Source organism: Catellatospora sp. NPDC049111 (assembly GCF_040648615.1).
Lineage (GTDB): Bacteria > Actinomycetota > Actinomycetes > Mycobacteriales > Micromonosporaceae > Catellatospora > Catellatospora aurea.
The window spans coordinates 108,567-128,763 of sequence record NZ_JBEZEB010000010.1 but is presented as its reverse complement, the minus strand read 5'-3'; the positions used below and the strand labels follow the sequence as shown (position 1 = coordinate 128,763).

Genomic DNA, 20,197 nt, shown 5'->3' with positions numbered 1-20,197 from the left:
CACCTTCTACAACGCATAGCGTTAAGAAGGTGCCCTTCCTTCGTGCGGGGCGCGACGTGCGGGGCGCGACGCGCGGTGGGTGGTGGGTGGTGGGTGGTGGGAGGTTGCGGCCTTACACCTTGTCGAGGGCTGGTTGCTCCGGAGCCGGTGCGGCGTCGGAGGTGGGGGTGGACGGGGTGGGGGTGCGGTGGGGGCGCATGCCGAGGGCGGCGAGGGCGCCGAGCAGGCAGATCGCGGCGGTGCCGAGGAAGATCTCGCGGTACTCGGCGCGCAGCGCGGCGTCCAGGGCGGTCTGGTAGGCGGCCAGGGCGCGGCGGAACTCGTCCTCGGTCATGCCGAACGGCAGCGGCGTGGGCAGGTCCTTGGTGAACTCCTGGAAGCGGTGCAGGCCCCAGGCGGTCAGCGCGGCGACGCCGAGCAGCATGCCCATCATCCGGGCGACCACGACGGCGGCCGAGGCCACACCGTGCTGGACGGCGGGCACGATACGCAGCACCAGTGCCGACAGCGGCGCGATGACCAGGCCCAGGCCGAGCCCGGCGAGCACCAGGTCGGTGTCGAGCCGGGGCAGGCTGAGCGGGCCGAGTTCATGCCGGGCGGCCGGCAGGTCGGCGGGCCAGCCCGCGATCAGCAGGTACGCCCCGGCGGAGCCGGCCAGGCCGACGACGGTGAGCACCCGTTCGCTGAGCCGCCGCAGCAGCAGCCCGCCGAGCACCGCGCCGACCGGCAGTGCGACCAGGAACCGGGTGAGCAGCAGCGTGCTGTCCAGGCTGTCCAGCCGGAGCAGGGTGTGCCCGACGAGTTCCACGTCGACCAGGGTGACCATGAGCGCGGCGCCCGCGCACGCGCTCGCGGCCAGCGTCGCCAGCAGCGGTCCCATGGCGACGCCGACCGGATCGAGCAGGCGGGTGCGGGCGCGCCACTCCCAGGCGACGAACGCGACGAGGGCGACGCCGGCCGCGGCGAGCACGGCGGGTCCCCAGTTCGGCAGCACGGCGTGCGCGGGGTCGGGGTTGTACAGGCCGATCACGCACAGGCCGAGCACGAGGGCGAGCAGCAGCCCGCCGACGACGTCGACGCGACGCGGGGGAGCGTCCGGGTCGGGGCGGTGCGGCGGGACCAGCAGCCAGACGGCGACGCCGATGAGCACGGCCAGCGGGATGTTGATCCAGAAGATGCCGCGCCAGCCGATCCACAGCGCCACGGCCGCGCCGAACAGCGGACCGAGCACCGCGCCGAGTTCCTGGGCGGCGCCGACCCAGCCGAGGGTGGCGGGCCGGGCTGCGGGCGGGAACAGGTCGGCGATCAGCGCCATGGTGACGGGCAGCAGCGCGCCGCCGGCCATGCCCTGCAGCGCCCGGCCGGCGACCAGCGGGGCCAGGTCGGTCGCCGTCGCGGTGATGACGGACCCGACCGCGAACGCGGCGAGGCAGGCGAGGATCAGGACCCGGCGGCCGTACCGGTCGGACAGGCTGCCCAGCAGGGGCATCGCCGCGACGTAGCCGAGCAGGTAGCCGGTGACCAGCGGGGTGGCCCGCTCCAGGTGGTTGATCGGGATGCCGAGGTCGTTGACGATGTCGATCAGCACCGAGACCAGCACGTACGCGTCGAGCGCGCCGAGCAGCACGGCGAGGGCGCCCATGCCGACGGCGAGACGGTGCTTGCCGGGGACCGCCCCGCCGCCCGTGGCGTCGTGATCAGGGCGCACTGATCGTCACCGGGTCGTTGTACTTGGTGAAGGTGACGGTGACCGTGCCGGCCGGGTCACTGCCCTTGGCCGGGATGGTGAACTCGCCCTTGACCAGCTGCTTGCTGGTGGCGTCGAGCCAGATGTTCCCGGTGACCCCGGTGCCGACGCCTGGGATCAGCGCGGCCAGCGCGACCGGGTCGGGCTCGACCTGGATCTTGTAGGTCTCCTTGCCGTCGACCGTCTCCTTGGCCTTGGTGGTCGCCGTCTTGATGCTGGTCAGCAGCTTGGCGACGCCGCGGTTCGGGTCGAGGATGGCCGACGGGTCGTACACGGTGGCCGCGGCGGCCAGCGGCAGCTTCTGGAAACCGCCGGTGGCGGCCTTGAGCCACAGGTCGGTGCCGACGATCACGAACTGGGCCTCGATCGCGGTGCCGAACTGCTCGATGGAGGCGGTGCCCTGCGCGGAGCCCGCCTGGGTGAGGTCGCCCTCGGCGCGCTTGAGGGTCAGTCCGCTGATCTTGCCGTTGACGTCGATGACGAAGTGCGCGGACTTGACCTCGGCCATCGCCTTGGCCCCGTCGGCCAGCAGGGTCTGCGCGGCGGGCAGGTCGGCGGGCGGGGTCTTGTCGTCCGCTGTGGAGGTGCACCCGGTGAGGGTGAGGGCCAGGGCGGCGAGCGCGGCGAGCGCGTACGAGGTGCGGGACATAACGCGCATGGTAGTGGGGGCCGCCACGCCGGGCCCGACACGCCGCTTGCACACGTGTTGACCTGGCCTTTCTTATACCAGTTTCGCGAAGTCCCCCGCAGGGGTCCGGACCGGAATCCGTCCTTCGGTCCATAGCAGACCGGACGAACCTTCTGAAATCCGGAGCAAGCTATCGGTCGCTCGGTAGCATCACGGAGGGTGAGCTAACGATTTCATTTGGTAATCGTTATGGCGTCGTCCTCCACCTTCCGGGCGGAGTTCGAGGGCCGCTCGCCCAGGTGGAGCCTCCCGGCGCCACCGTGTCCTGCCTGAGGAGAACCAATGACGATGCTCAGCGAGCCTGACGCATTGACCGGGCCGTCCGTCCACTGCGACCTGCCCGGACCCCGTTCGGCCGAACTGCTGGAGCGCCAGCAGCGCCGCGAGTCCAACGCGCGTACCTATCCCCGCAACATCCCCATCGCCATCGCCGAGGGTTCCGGCAGCTTCGTACGCGATGTCGACGGCAACGTGTTCATCGACTTCCTCACCGGCGCGGGCGTGCTCTCGCTCGGCCACAACCACCCCGAGTTGGTCCGCGTCGTCACGTCGCAGCTGGGCCGGCTGACCCACGCACTGGACTTCCCGACCCCCGCCAAGGACGCGTTCGTCGAGGCGCAGCTGTCCATGCTGGCCCCTGGCCTGCGCGAACGCATGCGCGTGCACTTCTGCGGACCGACCGGCGCCAACGCCGTCGAGGCCGCCATCAAGCTCTGCAAGACGGCCACCGGCCGCGGCGACATCGTCTCGTTCCAGGGCGGCTACCACGGGTGCAGCCACGCCGCGATGGCCGCCTCCGGGCTGGTCTCGCAGAAGCGCCCGATCGCCAACGGTGTGCCCGGCGTGCACTTCTATCCCTACTCGTACTGCGCCCGCTGCCCGCTGGGACTGCGGCCCGACAGCTGCGAGACCAACTGCGCCGGGCTGCTGGAGAAGTCGCTGCTCGACCCCAACGGCGGCGTCGCCCGGCCGGCCGCGGTGATCCTGGAGCTGGTGCAGGGCGAGGGCGGGGTCATCCCGGCCACCCGCGACTTCGTCCGGCGGGTGCGGGCGCTGACCCGCTCGCTGGACATCCCGCTGATCGTCGACGAGGTGCAGACCGGGTGCGGGCGCACCGGCACCTGGTTCGCGTTCGAGCAGTACGACATCGAGCCCGACGTGATCGTCGCGTCGAAGGCGCTGTCGGGTATCGGGACGCCGGTCGCGCTGATCATGTACGACGAGCGGCTCGACGTCTGGCAGCCCGGCGCGCACACCGGCACCTTCCGGGGCAACCAGCTCGCCTTCGCCGCGGGGGCGGAGGCGGTCCGGATCCTGCACCGCGACCAGATCCTGGCCAACGTCCGCGAGCGCGGGGCGCAGGTGGCCGACCGGCTCGGCGAGCTGCGGGCCCACCCCGTGGTGCGCGAGGTGCGCGGCCGCGGCCTGATGTGGGGCGTCGAACTGGCCGACCCGGGCGACGGGCGTTCGGCCGGGCAGCTGGCCCGCCAGGTGCAGGCCCGGGCGCTGCGCCGCGGCCTGATCGTCGAACTCGGCGGCCGAGACGACTGCGTCATCCGCATCCTGCCGCCGCTGAACGTGACGGCCGAGGTCATCGACACCGCGTGCGGCATCGTCATCGACGCCATCGAGGAGTCGTGCCGCCCCGGCGCCGAGGCCGACGAGCCGACGACCGCACGTTCCGGAGCGGACGGCATGGGCTGAGCGGCGGGCGCCACCATGCGCCCCGCCTGACAGCGGTCTGTCCGGCGCGCCGCCCCGCGCGGCGTGCCGGACAGGCGACCGCCTCGCCGAACGCGGCCCCCGCCTCACCCCGGCCCGGCCCGTTCCGCTCAGCCGTCCTAGTCGTCCGCGGAGGGAGAAGCCCATGAGCACACGCGTCCTCGATGTCAATGATCTTCCTGAGTTCCCTGACGTCGAACCCGGTCGCAACGGAGGTCTCGTGCTGACCTGCCCGGGCTACGAACACGAGCCGCGCTGGCGGCCGGGCGAGCGGCTGTCCCAGCTGTTCGAGCAGCAGTGCGACCGGCTGCGCCGGTACGGCCGGGGCGAGCAGCTCGCCGTGGACACCGGCGAGGAGGCGCTCACCTACGACGAGGTCGACGCGCGCGCCAACCGGCTGGCCAGGCATCTGATCAGCCGCGGAGCCCGGCCCGGCGACCGGATCGCGCTGCTGTTCGACCAGCCCGTGCAGTCGTACGTCGGCATGCTCGCCATCGGGAAGATCCACGCCGCGTACGTGCCGCTGGACACCGGCTTCCCCGCCGACCGGCTGGCCTACATCGTCGGCGACTCCGGGTCGCGGCTGGTGCTGACGGTGTCGCACCTGCGCGAGCACCTGGCCGAGGTCGCCGAGGCCGAGGTGCTCTGCCTAGACGAGATCACCGCCGAGCTGGCGGCGGCCGCCGACGACCGGTTGACCAGCGACGAGCGCGGCGAGCCCGCCGACGAGCTGGCTTACATCATCTACACTTCCGGCTCCACCGGCCGGCCCAAGGGCGTCGCCGTCGAGCACGCCGCCATCGTCAACTTCGTCCGGGTTGCCGCCGAGCTCTACGGGGTGCGCCCGGAGGACCGGATGTACCAGGGCATGACCATCGCCTTCGACTTCTCGGTCGAGGAGATCTGGGTGTCCTGGATGGTCGGCGCGACCCTGGTGCCCAAACCCGGCGGGGCCAGCCTGCTCGGCCGGGACCTGTGGGAGTTCCTCACCGCGCGCGGCGTCACCGCGATGTGCTGCGTGCCGACGCTGCTGGCCACGCTCGACGAGGACCTGCCCGACCTGCGCTTCCTGCTGGTCTCCGGCGAGGCCTGCCCGCAGGACCTGGTCACCCGCTGGCACCGGCCGAACCGCCGCTTCCTCAACGTGTACGGGCCCACCGAGGCGACCGTCACCGCGACCTGGACGCCGGTGCACCCGGACAAGCCGATCACGCTGGGCCTGCCGCTGCCGACGTACGCCACGGTGATCCTCGACCCCGACGCGCCCCGCGCCCTGCCCCCGGGCGAGCTGGGCGAGATCGGCATCGCGGGCGTCGGCCTGGCCGTCGGCTACGTCAACCGCGACGACCTGACCGAGCGCGCCTTCATCCCCGACTTCCTGAAGCTCAAGAACAACCCCTCCGGGCGCATCTACCGCACCGGGGACCTGGGCCGGGTCAACGAGGCCGGGGAGATCGAATACCTGGGGCGCATCGACACCCAGGTGAAGATCCGCGGATATCGCATCGAGCTGACCGAGATCGAGTCGGTGCTGCTGCAGGTGCCGGGCGTGGCGCAGGCCGTGGTGGACACGCACCGCCCCGAGCCGGGCGTGACCGAGCTGGTCGGCTACTACAGCCTGCGCAAGGACACGGTCGCGCTGGACCGCCAGCAGATCTACGCCTGGCTGCGGGAACGGCTGCCGGGCTACATGATCCCGTCGTACCTGGAGCAGCTCGACGCGATCCCGATGCTGCCCAGCGACAAGGCCGACCGCAAGAGCCTGCCGCCGCCGGGCAACCGCAGACTGGCCGCGCCGCCCGCCGACGCCGCCGCTCCCGCCACCCCGGTCGAGCAGGGGTACGCCGAGGTGCTGGCCGAGGTGGTGCGGGTGGACCGGGTCGGCGTGGAGAGCCACTTCTTCGAGGAGGTGGGCGCGGACTCGTTGCTCATGGCGCGTTTCTGCGCCAAGGTGCGGCAGCGCGGCGACCTGCCCTCGGTATCCATGCGTGACGTGTACGTGTACCCCACCGTGCGGGCACTGGCCGCCGCGGTCGCCCCGGTCGCCGCCGAGAACGCGCGGCCGCGCACCGCGCCGGTCCCGGCGCGCCAGACCCGGCGCGCGAGTTCGCTGCAGTACTGGGCCTGCGGCCTGGTGCAGTTGCTGATGGGGCTGGGCAGCGCGGTGATGGCCGGCTACCTGTTCATCTTCGCGTTCCGCTTCATGGCCGCCGCGAACGGCTACCTCGACCTGTACCTGCGCTCGGCGGCCTTCAGCATCGTCGGCTTCCTGATCCTGGCCATCTATCCGATCGCCGTGAAATGGCTGCTCATCGGGCGGTGGAAGGAACAGGAGATCCCTCTGTGGGGGCTGACCTACCTGCGCTTCTGGTACGTGCGCATGTGCATGGGCGCCAGCCGCCTGCTGATGTTCTACGGCACCCCGCTCTACCCGTGGTACCTGCGCCTGCTCGGCGCGAAGATCGGCCGCAACGTGGTGATCCTGTCGCCGGTCATGCCGATCTGCACCGACCTGCTGACGATCGGCGACAACACGGTCATCCGCAAGGACTGCTATTTCATGGGCTACCGTGCCCAGTCCGGCTACATCCAGACCGGCCGGATCACCATCGGCAGCGACGTGATCGTCGGTGAGCACACCGCGCTGGACATCAACTCGACCATCGGCGACGGCGCGCGGCTCGGGCACTCCTCGACGCTGCCGCCGGGATACACGGTGCCGGCCGGCGAGAGCTGGCAGGGCATGCCGGCCCAGCCGGGCCACCCCGGCCTGCCGCTGGTGCCCGCACGCAGCTGCGGCTGGCTGCGCAAGACCGTCTACAGCGGCGTGAAGATCGCCAACCAGGTGCTCACTCGCGGCCCGCTGTTCTTCGGCGCGCTGGTCGCGCTGGTCACCCAGGTGCCGCTGCTGAAGGGCCTGGTCGACCGCAAGCCGTTCTCGATCAGCAGCATGATCTATCTGGACCTGGTGCTGGCCTCGGCGGTGCTCTTCGTGGTCGGGCTCCTGCTCGGCCTGGCCTCCATCGTGGTCATCCCGCGGCTGCTCAACCTGCTGTGGAAGCCCGACACCGTCTACCCGCTCTACAGCTTCCGGTACTGGCTCGCCTCGACGATCTCCGGGATGACCAACTCCGCGCTGTTCATGCGCCTGTTCGGCGACAGCTCGTACGTCGTCAACTACCTGCGCTGGATCGGCGTCGACCTGCAGCAGGTCGTGCAGACCGGGTCCAACTTCGGCATCGAGTTCCGGTTCGACACGCCGTTCCTGTGCACCATCGGCACCGGCACCATGGTGTCCGACGGCCTGTCCATGGTGAACGCCGACTACTCGACCACGTCGTTCCAGATGTCGCGGGTCGTCGTCGGCGCCCGCTCCTTCGTCGGCAACGACGTCACCTTCCCGGCGGGTCACGCCGTCGGCCAGAACGTGCTCTACGCGACCAAGGCCACGGTGCCCACCGACGGGCCGATCCGCCACGACACCGGCCTGCTCGGCTCGCCCTCGTTCCCGATCGCGCGGGTCGTCACGCGGGAGGCCGGCTGCGAGGCGCCCACCGGCGACGCGCTGCGCCGACAGCTGACCTTGAAGAACCGGTACAACCTGCGCTCGATGGCCCTGTTCCTGTTCGTGATGTGGATCTCGGGTGCGGTCGGCCTGGTCGTGCTCGCGGCCGCGCTGGACATGTACTCCGAGTGGAGCGTGCTGGTCATCCCCGCCGCGGGCGTGGTCATGCTGGCCTTCCAGCTCTGCTACAGCGTGCTGGTGGAGCGGCTGGTCGGCGGGTTCCGGCGGCTGCGCCCGCGGCGCTGCTCCATCTACGACCCGTACTACTGGTGGCACGAGCGGCTGTGGAAGCTGGAGGCGCCGGTCCCGTTCGCGGGCACCCCGTTCCGCCCGCTGATCTGGCGGCTGCTGGGCGTGCGGATGGGCAAGCGGGTGTACGACGATGGTGCGTACATGTCCGAGCGGACCATGATGACCGTCGGGGACGACGCCTGCCTCAACGCCGGCGTGGTGATCCAGTGCCACTCCCAGGAGGACGGCATGTTCCGGTCCGAGCCGACCGTCATCGGCTCCGGCGCGACGCTGGGCGTCAAGGCGTTCGTGCACTACGGCGTCACCGTCGGCGAGAACGCGGTGCTCGGCGCGCACGCCTTCCTGATGAAGGGCGAGCAGATACCCGACGGCGAGGACTGGACCGGCAACCCGGCCCGGCAGGTGTGCGAGCCGCTGCCCGCCGCGCCGCGCCGGACCAGGCCCGTGCCCTGCGTGTCCGGACCCCGGGCCGGCTCCCGCGCGGCGGCCCGCGCCCTGCTCACCGAACTGCGGGCGACCCCGTCGCCGCGGCGGCGGCGTCCGGCGGGCGTGGCGGTCTCCCTGTTCGCGCTGGCCGCGTGCCGGCGGCGGGAGAAGGACCTGGCCCAGTTCCTGAGCGCGGACGAGCGGGCCGAGGCCGCGAGCATGCGCTCGGACGAGCGCCGCAGCTCCTTCGTCGTCACCCGGGCGCTGGTCCGCATGATCCTGTCGATCGAGTGGCACGGCGAGGTCGCGCCGCGCAACTGGAGCCTGCACTACGGCGGGTTCGGCAAGCTGACCGTGTCCGGGCCGCTGTCCGGCATCGACGTGAGCGTCTCGCTGACCGACTCGGCGATCGCGGTGGCGGTCTCCGACGCGTACGACATCGGGGTTGATCTCGAACCGGCCGGCCGGGAGCACACGTCGCTGCCCTGGACGGCGCTGTCCGCCGCTGAGCACGCCCGGCTGATGGAGGCCGACGACCAGGGGGAGCAGCTGCTGCGGATGTGGACGCTGAAGGAGGCCTTCACCCGCTGCGTCGGCGACGACGGCGAGGTCCGCTTCGAGCAGCTGGACACGCTGCTGGAACCGCTGCAGGTGGTCGGCGCCGCGCCGAACGGCCGCCAGCGCTACTGGTTCCACCAGGAGCAGTGGGGCAGCGCCGCCGAGCAGCACTGGGTGACCGTCGCGGTGCGGCGGCGGCCCACCGGCCGGCGTGGCCGCAGACCGGCCGGGCGGGGCGTACGTCCCGCGGTCGCCAAGTCGGTCGGCCGCGCCCCGCGCCCCGCCACCCGCTCCGCCGCCAGCCAGGACGTGATGATGCAGATCCTGGCCGGTGGCAGGGTCACCGCCCGCACCGTCGCGTCACCGAACAGCGCATCCGGCGGGGACGCCTGATCCTGCGCGGGCACGGGCGTCACCGGTCGCGTCGCCGCACAGGCGCTGACCGGTGGCGCCTAGACTGCGGGGTCATGGGCGTCACACACCACGGGCGCACCGAGCGCCTCGACCTCGCCGATCCGACCCTGCGCGACTGGACCTGCACCGTGCTGGCCGCCGATGCCGAACAGGGCATCGTGCTGGACCGCTCGGCCTTCTACCCGGGCGGCGGCGGCCAGCCGCCGGACCACGGCGTGCTGCTCTGGCAGGGCGTGCAGACCCGGATCACCGGCACCCGCAAGGGCGACGACCTGTGGCTGATCCCGGCCGAGGGCGACCCGGTGCCGCCGGTCGGCACGCAGGTCGCGGGAGCGGTCGAGGACACCCGGCGCACCCTGCTCATGCGCACCCACTCCGGGCTGCACGTACTGTGCGGGGTGGTGTTCCGCGACTTCGGCGCGCTGGTCACCGGCGGCAACATGGAGCCGGGCGAGGCCCGGATGGACTTCAACCTGCCCGAGGTGCCCGCCGACTTCAAGGCGCGGCTGGAGGAGCTGGTCAACACCGAGGTCGGCGCGGACCGCCAGGTGGTGACCAAGGTGCTCGGCCGGGACGAGGCGCTGGCCCTGCCCGATATCATCCGCACCCAGTCCAACCTGATCCCCGCCGACGAGCAGGAGATCCGCATCGTCGACATCGTGGGCCTGGACGTGCAGGCCGACGGCGGCACCCACGTCGCCTCGACCGCCCAGATCGGCAAACTCCAGGTGGTCAAGGTCGAGTCCAAGGGCAAGGCCAACCGCCGCGTCCGCGTCCGCCTGGTCTGACCGCGCCCGCCTTCGCGCGGCTGCACCGCGCACCGCGCGCCGCCCATGATCGTCCGACTTGCCTGGCACCTGTGCGTATCTTGCACGTGCTTTCGCCCATGTGCCTGGCAAGTCGAGCGATCATGGCGGGCCGACGGCGCACGGCCGCGCGAGGCGCGTGGGTGGGCGGGGTGTGTGGGCGGGTCAGGCGGGGCGGCCGGGGTCGGCCGGAGGCGGCGCGTCTTCGACGGTGCCCTCGTAAACGGGGCCGGCGGCCTGGGCGGGCAGGGCGTTCGCCGGGACGGTCTGATGGCGGTAGCGCTTGAAGCGGTGCTCGTCCTTGGGCGGACGGTCGTTCGCCAGGATCACGGCCAGCCAGGGCAGTAGCACCATGCCCAGGCCGCACAGCGGCAGCCACAGCCACAGCAGCGGCACCTGCAGCATGGCCAGCACCGAGCCCAGGATCAGGCAGCCCGCGCGCAGCAGCATCATGAAGATGTAGCGCCGTTCGCGTCGCCGCAGCTCGACCTCCGGGCTCTCCGCCGCATCGGTGATCAGCGCCGGGCGGTCCGCCTGCCTCTTCACGATGCCTCCTGATAGCCGGGGAACTCTTCCATCCTGCTCCCCTCCGATCGGCATGCCGACAGCGGGCCGCGGACCGTGCCGGACGCCACGGGTCAGGCCGACGGCAGGGGCGGGCGGGCCCCGACGATGCCGACCGCGCGAGCGCCCAGGCGGCAGCCCGCGAGCAGGGCGTCGTGCGGCCCGGCCCCGGCTGACCAGGCGGCCAGCAGGCCCGCGGCGAAGGCGTCGCCCGCGCCGGTGGCGTCCACGATCGGCACCGGGTCGCCCATGACGTGCACCACACCGGCCGGACCAGCCCACAGCGCTCCGTGCGCGCCGAGCTTCACGACCACGTCGCCGCCGATCGCGTACGACATCCGCAGCGCCTGGTCCGCCGGGTCCCCGGGGCCGGCCAGCGCGGTCGCCTCGTCGGCGTTGGCCAGCAGCAGGTCCACCCCGCGCACCCAGTCCAGGAACGGGTGACCCGTCACCCCGTCCTCGATCAGCTCGGTGGTGACCGCGTACAGCGGTGCGGCCGAGGCGGCGTCGACGCAGGTGCGCAGCCCCGCCGCGCGGGCCGAGGCGAGCGCGTAGCGCCCGGACGGGCGGGACGGCTGGTCCAGCAGGGTGTATCCGGACAGGTGCAGCAGCGACGCGCCCTGCGCGATGGCGGCGTCCACGTCGGTGGAGGCCAGCAGCAGGTTCGCGCCCCGATCGCTGATCATGGTGCGCTCGCCGCCGTGCGTCAGCACCACGATGCTGCCGGTGCTCGCCCCGGGGCGCACGCTCACCTGGGTGCGTACGCCCGCCTGGTGCAGCTCGGCCAGCCGGTCGCGACCGGCCTGGTCGTCGCCGACCGCGCCCACGAAGGTCACCGGTGCGCCCAGCGCGGCCAGCCACGCGGCGGTGTTCGCGGCCTGGCCACCCCCGGCGACGTGCACCGTCGCCGGGGTGTCCGAGCCCTGTGCCAGCGGTGCCCGCAGCACCGCCAGCACGTCGGTGACCAGGTCTCCGACGGAGAGGATCACTGCTGCCCGGCCGCGACGGCGATCTGCGCGGCCAGCGCCGCGTTGCGCAGGATGATGCGTACGTTGACCGCCAGGCTCTGCCCCCGCGTCGCGGCGTGGAAGTGCGACAGCAGCACCGGCGTGACCCGCTTGCCGGTCACGCCGTCGCGCTCCACGATGGCCAGGCCCTCGGCCAGGGTGCGGTCGTGCAGCTCGCGGTCGAGCTGCTCGTCCTCGGGCAGCGGGTTGGCCACCACCAGCGCGCCGCGGTGCACGCCCTGATCGCGCTGCGCGCGCATGGCCGCCGCGATCTGCTCGGGGGAGTCCAGCCGCCAGTCCACGCCGAACCCGCTGTCCCGGATGAAGAACCCTGGGAAGCGGTCCGTGCGGTAGCCGGCCACCCCGACGCCGAGCGTCTCCAGCCGCTCCAGGGTCGCGCCCACGTCGAGGATCGACTTCACCCCTGCGCAGACCACCACGATCGGCGTCTGCGCGAGCGTCCACAGGTCGGCGGACTCGTCGAAGGTCTGCGCGGCCTCGCGGTGCACCCCGCCCAGGCCGCCCGTCGCGAACACGCCGATCCCGGCCGCGGCGGCGATCGCCGAGGTGCTCGCGACCGTGGTCGCGCCGTCGGCGCCGAGTGCGGCCGCGATGGCCAGGTCGCGCACCGAGAGCTTCGCCACGTTCTCGCCCGTGGCCAGCCGGGTGAGCGCCGCGTCGTCGAGCCCCGCCACCAGCCGGCCGCCGACCATGCCGATCGTCGCCGGGACCGCGCCGTTGTCGCGTACCACCTGCTCGATCTCGCGGGCGACGCGCAGGTTGTCCGGTCGCGGCAGGCCGTGGGAGACGATCGTGCTCTCCAGCGCCACCACCGGCCGCCCCGCGGCCAGCGCCGCCTTGACCTCGTCACCCAGCAGAATGCTCACACCAGTCACGATCATGAGCTTACGGGTTGCCCGGCGACGGGCTCCTGCCAGCGTGGCGTGATATCAGGCTGGGCTGCCAGCCGGTGACCTGAGACAATGTTCGGGTGACCACACCAGTGACGAACCCCAGCACCATCCTTGATGAGCGCGTTGCGACGGACTATCGCCTAGATGAGGGCGACCACGAGCGTTTGTCGCACTACGCGCCCAAGGACAAACTGCTCGAAGCCATGATCGAGGGAACGCCGGTGCGCGCCCTGTGCGGCAAGGTCTGGGTGCCCACCAGAGACCCGAACCGTTTTCCGGTGTGCCCGGAGTGCAAAGAGATCTACGAGAACCTCTCCGAATGATCCGGCTCGCGCGCCGACGGACGGCCGGATGGGCCGTGCGGCACGGGGGTCTCGGCGCGCCGCCAGGAGCCCGCGTTGCGGGCTCCGTCAGGTCGTAGCGCCCGCGGGCGCAGCGAGGAGCGGGTATGACCGCGAGCGTGGTCGTCGTGGGCAGCGCGAACATGGACCTGGTGGTGGCGACTCCCACCCTGCCGCGCCCCGGCGAGACCGTGCTCGGCGACGGATTCTCGACTGTTCCCGGTGGTAAGGGCGCCAATCAGGCGGTCGCCGCCGCGCGGGCCGGAGCCCGGTGCCATTTCCTGGGCGCGGTCGGACTGGACGCCTTCGGTGACGAGCTCAAAGGCTGCCTGGCCGCGTCCGGCGTGGAACTGGACGGGCTGCGCCGGACGGCCGGGCCCTCCGGCGTGGCTCTGATCGCCGTCGACGCCGCCGCGGAGAACCTCATCGTCGTCGCGCCCGGAGCGAATGCGCAGTTCACCGAGCTGGACGCGGTCGACCGTGAGCTGATCGAGAGCTGCGACGTGCTGCTCTGCCAGCTGGAGATCCCGCTGGAGACGGTCATCCAGGCCGCCGTGGCCGCCCGCGCGGGCCGGACGGTCTTCGTGCTCAACGCCGCCCCTGCCCGCGCCCTGCCGAGCGAGCTGCTGGCCCTGGTGGACGTGCTGGTGGTGAACCAGACCGAGGCTGCCGCGCTGGCCGGGCTCGACGGCGGCCGCGACCCGTCCCGGGCCGACAACGTGCCCGAGCTGATGGCGAACCTGCTGGCCTCGGTGCCGCGGGTGGTGCTGACCCTCGGCGCGGCCGGGGCCGCGTACGCCGACCGCGACGGGACGCGGCTGGAGGTCGGCGCGCCGCCCGTCGCCGCGGTGGACACCACCGCCGCCGGGGATGCCTTCACCGGCGCGTTCGCGGTGGCCTGGGCGCAGGGCAGGCCGGTCGAGGAAGCGCTGCGCTGGGCCTGCGCGGCGGGCGCGGCCTGCGCCCAGCACTGGGGCGCGTCCTCGTCCCTGCCGCTGCAGGCCGACATCGACGCCCTCTACGAGCGCGCCTACCAGCCCCAGAACTGATCCGGCCGGTGCCACGGGGCCGGTTCCGGTGGGTGGTCGGCGGCGAGGCGGCGCGGGGGTACGGCACACCGCGTCGTAGCCTGCGCCGGTGGACAGTTCGTCGGCCCTGCTGATCGGGGACCTCACCGGGGTCGCCGTCTTCGCCGCCTCGGGCGGCTCCGCCGCGGTCGGCAAACGGCTCGACCTGTTCGGCGTCGTGTTCGTGGGTTTCGTGGCCGCGCTGGGTGGCGGCATCCTGCGCGACCTGGTGATCAACCAGGTGCCGCCGCTGGCGTTCGCCGACTGGCGCTACCCGGCCACCGCGATCGTCGCCTCGCTGGCCGTGTTCTGGCTGCACCCACACCTGGACCGGCTGCGGCGTACCGTGCTCGGCCTGGACGCGGCCGGGCTGGGGCTGTTCACGGTCACCAGCACGCTCAAGGCGCTCGACGCCGGGGTGCCGGCCGTCGGCTCGTGCCTGCTGGGCATGCTGACCGGCATCGGCGGGGGACTGGTCCGCGACCTGCTGCTCAACGAGATCCCGGTGGTGCTGCGCCGGGAGATCTACGCGGTCGCCTCGCTGCTCGGCGCGATCGCGGTGGCGTCCCTGGTCCGGTTCGGCTGGGGAAGCGTGCTCACCTTCACCGGCGCGGCGCTGCTCGTCTTCGTGGTGCGTATCACGGCCCTCTACCGCCACTGGTCGGCGCCGCGGCCGCGCCTGGGCGGCGGTGCGACCACGGATTCCGGCTGACCGCGGCCGCCGGATCGGGTGGTGTGCAAAGCGACTCACCACATTCGGGCCGACAGTCGCGCGGACCTGTCCTGACGAGCCGATAGACTCAGGGCCCGCCTTCGAGGTCCGGCCGGCCTCCCTTCGGTAGTGGCCGACCCGGGGGCTCTTTCGTGCGATCCCCCTTCTGAGCAGGAGGCTGCCGCGTGGCGCTGGCCCGCCCCGTCCCCGAGTCGTTCCCGGCGCTGCGCGCCTGGCAGCGCAAGGCACTGGTCGAATACATCCGCCGGCGCTCACCCGACTTTCTCGCGGTCGCCACGCCCGGCGCGGGCAAGACGACCTTCGCCCTGCGCATCGCGGCCGAGCTGCTGGCCGACGGCAGCGTGGACGCGGTCACCGTGGTCGCCCCGACCGAGCACCTGAAACTGCAGTGGGCGCAGGCGGCGGCCCGGGTGGGCATCCAGCTCGACGCCATGTTCCGCAACGCCGACGTGCACACCAGCTCGGACTTCCACGGCGCGGTCGTGACGTACGCGCAGGTCGGCATGGCGCCGCAGGTGCACCTGCGGCGCACCCTGACCCGCAAGACGCTGGTCATCCTGGACGAGATCCACCACGCGGGCGACTCGCGCAGCTGGGGTGACGGCGTGAAGGCGGCGTTCGAGCCCGCCGTGCGGCGGCTGATGCTGACCGGGACGCCGTTCCGGTCCGACGAGAACCCGATTCCGTTCGTCACGTACGAACGGGTCGGTGAGGTGCAGCGCTCGCGGGCCGACTCGGTGTACGGCTACGCCGACGCGCTCGCCGACGGCGTCGTCCGGCCTGTGATCTTCCTCGCCTACTCGGGCGAGACCCGCTGGCGCACCAGCGCCGGCGACGAACTCGCGGTGCGCCTCGGCGAGCCGCTCACCCAGGACCTGATCGCGCACGCCTGGCGCACCGCGCTGGACCCCAAGGGCGACTGGATGCCGCAGGTGCTGCGGGCCGCCGACGCGCGCCTGCAGGTGCTGCGCTCCGGGGGCATCCCGGACGCCGGGGGCCTGATCATCGCCTCGGACCAGCAGACCGCCCGGGCGTACGCCAAGCTCATCGAGACGATCTCCGGCGAGAAGGCCGTGGTGGTGCTCTCCGACGACACCGGGGCGTCCGCCAAGATCGCTGAATTCAGTGCCTCCCAGCAGCGCTGGATGGTCGCGGTGCGCATGGTGTCCGAAGGCGTCGACATCCCGCGCCTGGCCGTCGGCGTGTACGCCACCAGCGCCTCGACGCCGCTGTACTTCGCCCAGGCCATCGGGCGTTTCGTGCGGGCCCGCCGCCCCGGGGAGACGGCCAGCGTCTTCGTGCCCAGCGTGCCGACGCTGCTCGGGCTGGCCAGCGAGATGGAGCTGGAGCGCGACCACGTGCTCGGCGGTCCCAAGGCCAAGGACGGCCTGGACGACGAGCTGCTGGAGCGCGCACAGAAGGCGGAGGACGCCAGCGGAGAGCTGACCAAGTCGTTCGAGGCGCTGTCCGCCACCGCCGAGCTCGATCAGGTGATCTTCGACGGGGCCACCTTCGGGCTGCCCGCCCAGGCCGGCACGCCCGAGGAGGAGGACTTCCTGGGGCTGCCCGGCCTGCTCAGCGCCGACCAGGTGGCCGCCCTGCTGAGCAAGCGCCAGGCGGAGCAGGCGGCGGCCGTACGCCGCAACCGGGCCGAGCAGGCCCCTGCCCAGCGCGAGCCGGTGGCGCGCGACATGTCCGCCACCGAGCGCCGCATCCACCTGCGCCGCCAGCTCAACGCCCTGGTCGCCGCCCACCACCACCGCACCAACCTGCCCCACGGCAAGATCCACGCCGAACTGCGCTCCAAGTGCGGCGGCCCCCCGAGCGCCCAGGCCACCATCGAACAACTCGAAGAACGCATCGCCACGATCCAGTCCTTCTGACCCACCCACCACCTGCAGCAACTCTTAAAGACTTGGGCCCACCGCACACGCGGGAGGGCCCAAGTCTTTAAAAGTTGCGCGGGGGAGGGCGGGGCCGGACACGCCGAAGGGGGCACCGCTGGTTGCGGTGCCCCCTTCGGGTCAAGCCTGTGGTGTTACTTGGCCATCATGTCGGCGCCCCGCCAGGTGAACTCGGGGTCGGCCGCCACTTCCACGGCAATCTTGACAAGGTCGTCGGCGTACTTGTTGGCGTGGTGTCCGCAGAACACCAGCTCGCCCCCACCGGCCAGCTTCACACGCAATTTGCCCGCCGCGTTACAGCGGTCGCACCGTTCATCGGCGGCTGGGGCAGCCACCGTTTCCGGCGGCGGCGTGAGGGTCTGGGTCATCGCCTTCCTCCTCTGGTCGTCACCGATGCTGATATCCATCGTCGATCCGCCGAGTCCAGCAGCGCCGAACCCGCCATTGTCATTCAGCTCGTTGCCCATGTAAGCCTCCAACACCGGCCGTGCCGAAGGGCTTCCCGGATGGGGCCTCGGGGGGACCGGGGTCACAGCCGTCGAGCGGTCGAGCCTACCTGGTCAGACGGGTTATCGGGGTGATGACCCGTCCTGCACAGTGTGCCGTCCCACCAGAGTGCCACGTCAACGATCGCGCGTCGAACAGAAACAGAGCGCCTACCCGTCTATGTACGCACGGTGAGTATCTCTGTACGTTCGGTGGATACCAAACGCCCGATATGCGCGGAGTGTCGACTTGACTTACTGGCTTTAGTCGAGGTAGTCGCGCAGGACCTGCGAGCGCGACGGGTGCCGGAGCTTCGACATGGTCTTGGACTCGATCTGCCGGATCCGCTCGCGCGTGACCCCGTACACCTGGCCGATCTCGTCTAAAGTCCGCGGCTGGCCGTCGGTGAGGCCGAATCGCAGCCGCACCACGCCCGCCTCGCGCTCCGACAGCGTCTGCAGCACCTGCTGGAGCTGGTCCTGCAGCAGCGAGAAGGAGACCGCGTCGACGGCCACGACCGCCTCGGAGTCCTCGATGAAGTCGCCGAGCTGGCTGTCGCCCTCGTCGCCGATGGTCTGGTCCAGCGAGATGGGCTCCCGGGCGTACTGCTGGATCTCCAGCACCTTCTCCGGGGTGATGTCCATCTCCTTGGCCAGCTCCTCCGGGGTGGGCTCGCGGCCCAGGTCCTGGAGCAGCTCGCGCTGGATGCGGCCGAGCTTGTTGATCACTTCGACCATGTGCACCGGGATACGGATGGTGCGGGCCTGGTCGGCCATGGCGCGGGTGATGGCCTGGCGGATCCACCAGGTGGCGTACGTGGAGAACTTGTAGCCCTTGGTGTAGTCGAACTTCTCGACGGCGCGGATGAGGCCGAGGTTGCCCTCCTGGATCAGGTCCAGGAACGCCATGCCGCGGCCGGTGTAGCGCTTGGCCAGCGACACCACCAGGCGGAGGTTGGCCTCCAGCAGGTGGTTCTTGGCGCGCTCGCCGTCCCGGGAGACCCACAGCAGGTCCCGCTGCATGTCGCGGGTGAGCTGCAGGCCCTCCTCCTCGGCCTGGCGCAGCCGCTCGGCGGCGTACAGCCCGGCCTCGATGCGCTTGGCGAGCTCGACCTCCTGCTCCGCGTTGAGCAGCGGCACCTTGCCGATCTGCTTGAGGTACGCGCGGACGGAGTCGGCCGACGCGGTCAGCTCGGCGTCCTTGCGGGCCTGCTTGAGCGCCTCGGACTCCTCGGCGTCCCACTCGAAGTCGTCGGAGGCGGCGGCGTCGGCCTCGGCGGCCTGGGCCACCTCGACCGGCTCGTCGACCACGACGTCCTCGAGGTCGGCGGCCAGCTCCTCGATCGAGAGGTCGGCGCCGTCCGGCTCGTCGCCCTCGCCCGGCTCGCCCTTCTTGGCGGCCTTGGCGGGCGCGGCCTTCTCGGGTGTCTTCTTCTCGACAGCCTTCTTGGCAGCGGCCTTCTTGGCGGGCGCGGCCTTGGCCTCCGCGCCGTCCTCCGCCTTCGCGGGGGCGGCCTTGGCGGCTGCCTTCACCGGCTTGGCCGCCGGGGCGGCCTTGGCCGGAGCGGCCTTCGGGGCCAGCTTGACCGGAGCGGGCGCGTCGGCGCCGCTCTCGGTGGGCGTGGCCTGCTTGGGCGCGGCCGGCTTGGCGGCCTTCGACGCGGCGGGCGGAGCCGCCTTCGCGGTGGTGGCCTTCGACGCCGGGGTCGCGGCCCGCGCGGCGGCCACCTTGCGGCGGCCGTTGGCGGAGTCGTCGACCTCGACCGTCACGCCCGCCTCGAGCAGAGCGCGAAGCATCTTCTTGGCCTGGGCGGGTGTGACGTCGGCAGCCTCCACGGTGCGCGCGACATCCGCAGGCGTGAGCCGGCCGCCGGCGCCTGCGGCTTGGGCGAGCAGCATGTCGGTGAGCGAGCGAACGTCGGCGCTGATCTGGCGGGCTTCAGTCACGGACGACCTTCCGGAGGCGAGTATCAAACAAGAATCTGCGGCTTCGGCCGCGTCGCAGGGCGCGTCGCGGTGGGTCAGCCAGTGTGATGTGTGGATGCGCCTCGCACCTTCGGCACGACGCAGGCGTGAATTGTAGCGCCGTACTCGGCGATCATCTCGGCGCGCACGCCGCAGGAGGTCCGCGAGCGGGCTCCGGAGCCTTGGCAGGATGGCACCAGGTGACGAGGAGGACGGTCGTGAACGAGCTGGAACTGCTGGATATCGCGGTACAGGTGGCCGCTGACGCGGCCGACACCGCCCGCCGTATGCGTAACGAGGCGATCACCGATGTCGGCACGAAATCCACGGCCACGGACGTCGTGACGGCCGCGGACCGCGCGGTCGAGCAACAGGTGATCGCCGCGCTGGCGGCGCGGCGCCCGGGTGACACGGTACTCGGCGAGGAGTACGGCGGCGCGGGAATTGCCGGGGAGAGCCGGGTCCGCTGGATCGTCGACCCGATCGACGGCACCGTGAACTACCTCTACGGGCTGGCCCAGTACGCCGTGTCGATCGCCGCGGAGGTGGACGGGGAGGTCGTGGCGGGGGTGGTGCGCAACGCCGCGACAGGGGAGGCCTGGACGGCCGCACGGGGCCATGGGGCGTGGCGGGACGGGCGGCGGCTGACCGGCTCGTCGGCCACCGAGCTGGCCTTGTCGCTGGTCGGCACGGGCTTCGCGTACGCCCGGGAGCGGCGGGCCCACCAGGCGGCGGTGGTGGCGCACGTGCTGCCGCAGGTGCGCGACATCCGGCGGATGGGCGCGGCGGCGCTGGACCTGTGCGCGGCCGCCGAGGGCATGCTGGACGCCTACTACGAGAAGGGCCTGGCCGAGTGGGACCTGGCCGCCGGCGGCCTGATCGCCCGCGAGGCGGGCCTGCTGGTCACCGGCCTGTCCGGCCGCCCCGCCGGGGGCCGGATGGTCCTGGCGGCCCCACCGGCCCTGCACGCCCCGTTGGAGGCCCTGCTCACCGAACTCGACGCGGACGGCGGGCCGTAGCCCTCAACGCCATCCGGGAC

At 72.1% G+C, this 20,197-nt stretch carries 15 protein-coding genes; 8 read left to right on the top strand and 7 right to left on the bottom strand.

What is annotated here, in order from left to right:
* Positions 1-112 precede the first annotated feature (112 nt).
* Both AB0B66_RS17145 and AB0B66_RS17140 read right to left on the bottom strand, forming a co-directional pair.
* A complete protein-coding gene (locus AB0B66_RS17145; RefSeq protein WP_360529949.1) occupies positions 113-1,708 on the bottom strand; it encodes an MFS transporter in 1,596 nt (531 codons plus the stop codon).
* A complete protein-coding gene (locus tag AB0B66_RS17140) occupies positions 1,698-2,396 on the bottom strand; it encodes an LppX_LprAFG lipoprotein (RefSeq protein ID WP_360529946.1) in 699 nt (232 codons plus the stop codon). The genes AB0B66_RS17145 and AB0B66_RS17140 overlap by 11 nt, the downstream gene beginning before the upstream one ends.
* A gap of 321 nt (positions 2,397-2,717) precedes the next feature.
* On the opposite strand from AB0B66_RS17140, the gene AB0B66_RS17135 reads away from it, so the two are divergent.
* From AB0B66_RS17135 to AB0B66_RS17125, 3 genes are all read left to right on the top strand, one after another.
* Complete coding sequence (locus AB0B66_RS17135; RefSeq protein ID WP_360529943.1) at positions 2,718-4,139, top strand: diaminobutyrate--2-oxoglutarate transaminase family protein; 1,422 nt, start codon at positions 2,718-2,720, stop codon at positions 4,137-4,139.
* A gap of 163 nt (positions 4,140-4,302) precedes the next feature.
* Positions 4,303-9,351: a Pls/PosA family non-ribosomal peptide synthetase gene (locus AB0B66_RS17130; protein ID WP_360529940.1), complete on the top strand. Its 5,049-nt coding sequence runs from the start codon at positions 4,303-4,305 to the stop codon at positions 9,349-9,351.
* A gap of 74 nt (positions 9,352-9,425) precedes the next feature.
* A complete protein-coding gene (locus AB0B66_RS17125; protein ID WP_360529937.1) occupies positions 9,426-10,160 on the top strand; it encodes an alanyl-tRNA editing protein in 735 nt (244 codons plus the stop codon).
* A 183-nt stretch (positions 10,161-10,343) separates the two neighbouring features.
* Here the strand turns inward: AB0B66_RS17125 and AB0B66_RS17120 are convergent, their stop codons facing one another.
* The 3 genes from AB0B66_RS17120 to AB0B66_RS17110 all read right to left on the bottom strand — a co-directional run bounded on the left by AB0B66_RS17120 (position 10,344) and on the right by AB0B66_RS17110 (position 12,651).
* On the bottom strand, positions 10,344-10,724 hold the full coding sequence (locus AB0B66_RS17120; RefSeq protein WP_360529934.1) for a DUF3099 domain-containing protein: 381 nt from the start codon (positions 10,722-10,724) through the stop codon (positions 10,344-10,346).
* A gap of 92 nt (positions 10,725-10,816) precedes the next feature.
* Entirely contained in the window at positions 10,817-11,731 is a 915-nt protein-coding gene (locus AB0B66_RS17115) for a sugar kinase (RefSeq protein ID WP_360529932.1), read from the bottom strand.
* Positions 11,728-12,651: a pseudouridine-5'-phosphate glycosidase gene (locus AB0B66_RS17110; RefSeq protein ID WP_360529929.1), complete on the bottom strand. Its 924-nt coding sequence runs from the start codon at positions 12,649-12,651 to the stop codon at positions 11,728-11,730. The genes AB0B66_RS17115 and AB0B66_RS17110 overlap by 4 nt, the downstream gene beginning before the upstream one ends.
* Before the next feature lie 89 nt (positions 12,652-12,740).
* On the opposite strand from AB0B66_RS17110, the gene AB0B66_RS17105 reads away from it, so the two are divergent.
* From AB0B66_RS17105 to AB0B66_RS17090, 4 genes are all read left to right on the top strand, one after another.
* Positions 12,741-12,986 (top strand): DUF3039 domain-containing protein, encoded by a 246-nt coding sequence (locus AB0B66_RS17105; protein WP_155372228.1) that lies wholly within the window; start codon positions 12,741-12,743, stop codon positions 12,984-12,986.
* Between the two features lie 125 nt (positions 12,987-13,111).
* Complete coding sequence (locus tag AB0B66_RS17100) at positions 13,112-14,053, top strand: ribokinase (RefSeq protein ID WP_360529925.1); 942 nt, start codon at positions 13,112-13,114, stop codon at positions 14,051-14,053.
* Positions 14,054-14,141: 88 nt separating this feature from the next.
* Entirely contained in the window at positions 14,142-14,783 is a 642-nt protein-coding gene (locus tag AB0B66_RS17095; protein ID WP_360529922.1) for a trimeric intracellular cation channel family protein, read from the top strand.
* A 185-nt stretch (positions 14,784-14,968) separates the two neighbouring features.
* Positions 14,969-16,687, top strand: coding sequence for a DEAD/DEAH box helicase (locus AB0B66_RS17090; protein ID WP_360529919.1), 1,719 nt, complete (start codon positions 14,969-14,971; stop codon positions 16,685-16,687).
* 155 nt (positions 16,688-16,842) lie between these two features.
* Here the strand turns inward: AB0B66_RS17090 and AB0B66_RS17085 are convergent, their stop codons facing one another.
* Together AB0B66_RS17085 and AB0B66_RS17080 are read right to left on the bottom strand one after the other, a co-directional pair.
* Positions 16,843-17,076, bottom strand: coding sequence for a hypothetical protein (locus tag AB0B66_RS17085; RefSeq protein WP_120321755.1), 234 nt, complete (start codon positions 17,074-17,076; stop codon positions 16,843-16,845).
* A gap of 381 nt (positions 17,077-17,457) precedes the next feature.
* A complete protein-coding gene (locus tag AB0B66_RS17080; RefSeq protein ID WP_360529916.1) occupies positions 17,458-19,140 on the bottom strand; it encodes an RNA polymerase sigma factor in 1,683 nt (560 codons plus the stop codon).
* Between the two features lie 236 nt (positions 19,141-19,376).
* Between AB0B66_RS17080 and AB0B66_RS17075 the strand changes: the two genes are divergently transcribed.
* Positions 19,377-20,177 (top strand): inositol monophosphatase family protein, encoded by an 801-nt coding sequence (locus AB0B66_RS17075; RefSeq protein WP_360529913.1) that lies wholly within the window; start codon positions 19,377-19,379, stop codon positions 20,175-20,177.
* Positions 20,178-20,197 lie beyond the last annotated feature (20 nt).

Excerpts from the sequence above, each read along its gene's own strand:
- AB0B66_RS17140 (WP_360529946.1), bottom strand. The coding sequence starts at position 2,396 with ATGTCCCGCACCTCGTACGCGCTCGCCGCGCTCGCCGCCCTGGCCCTC.
- AB0B66_RS17135 (WP_360529943.1), top strand. The coding sequence starts at position 2,718 with ATGACGATGCTCAGCGAGCCTGACGCATTGACCGGGCCGTCCGTCCAC.
- AB0B66_RS17130 (WP_360529940.1), top strand. The coding sequence starts at position 4,303 with ATGAGCACACGCGTCCTCGATGTCAATGATCTTCCTGAGTTCCCTGAC.
- AB0B66_RS17125 (WP_360529937.1), top strand. The coding sequence starts at position 9,426 with ATGGGCGTCACACACCACGGGCGCACCGAGCGCCTCGACCTCGCCGAT.
- AB0B66_RS17110 (WP_360529929.1), bottom strand. The coding sequence starts at position 12,651 with ATGATCGTGACTGGTGTGAGCATTCTGCTGGGTGACGAGGTCAAGGCG.
- AB0B66_RS17100 (WP_360529925.1), top strand. The coding sequence starts at position 13,112 with ATGACCGCGAGCGTGGTCGTCGTGGGCAGCGCGAACATGGACCTGGTG.
- AB0B66_RS17085 (WP_120321755.1), bottom strand. The coding sequence starts at position 17,076 with ATGACCCAGACCCTCACGCCGCCGCCGGAAACGGTGGCTGCCCCAGCC.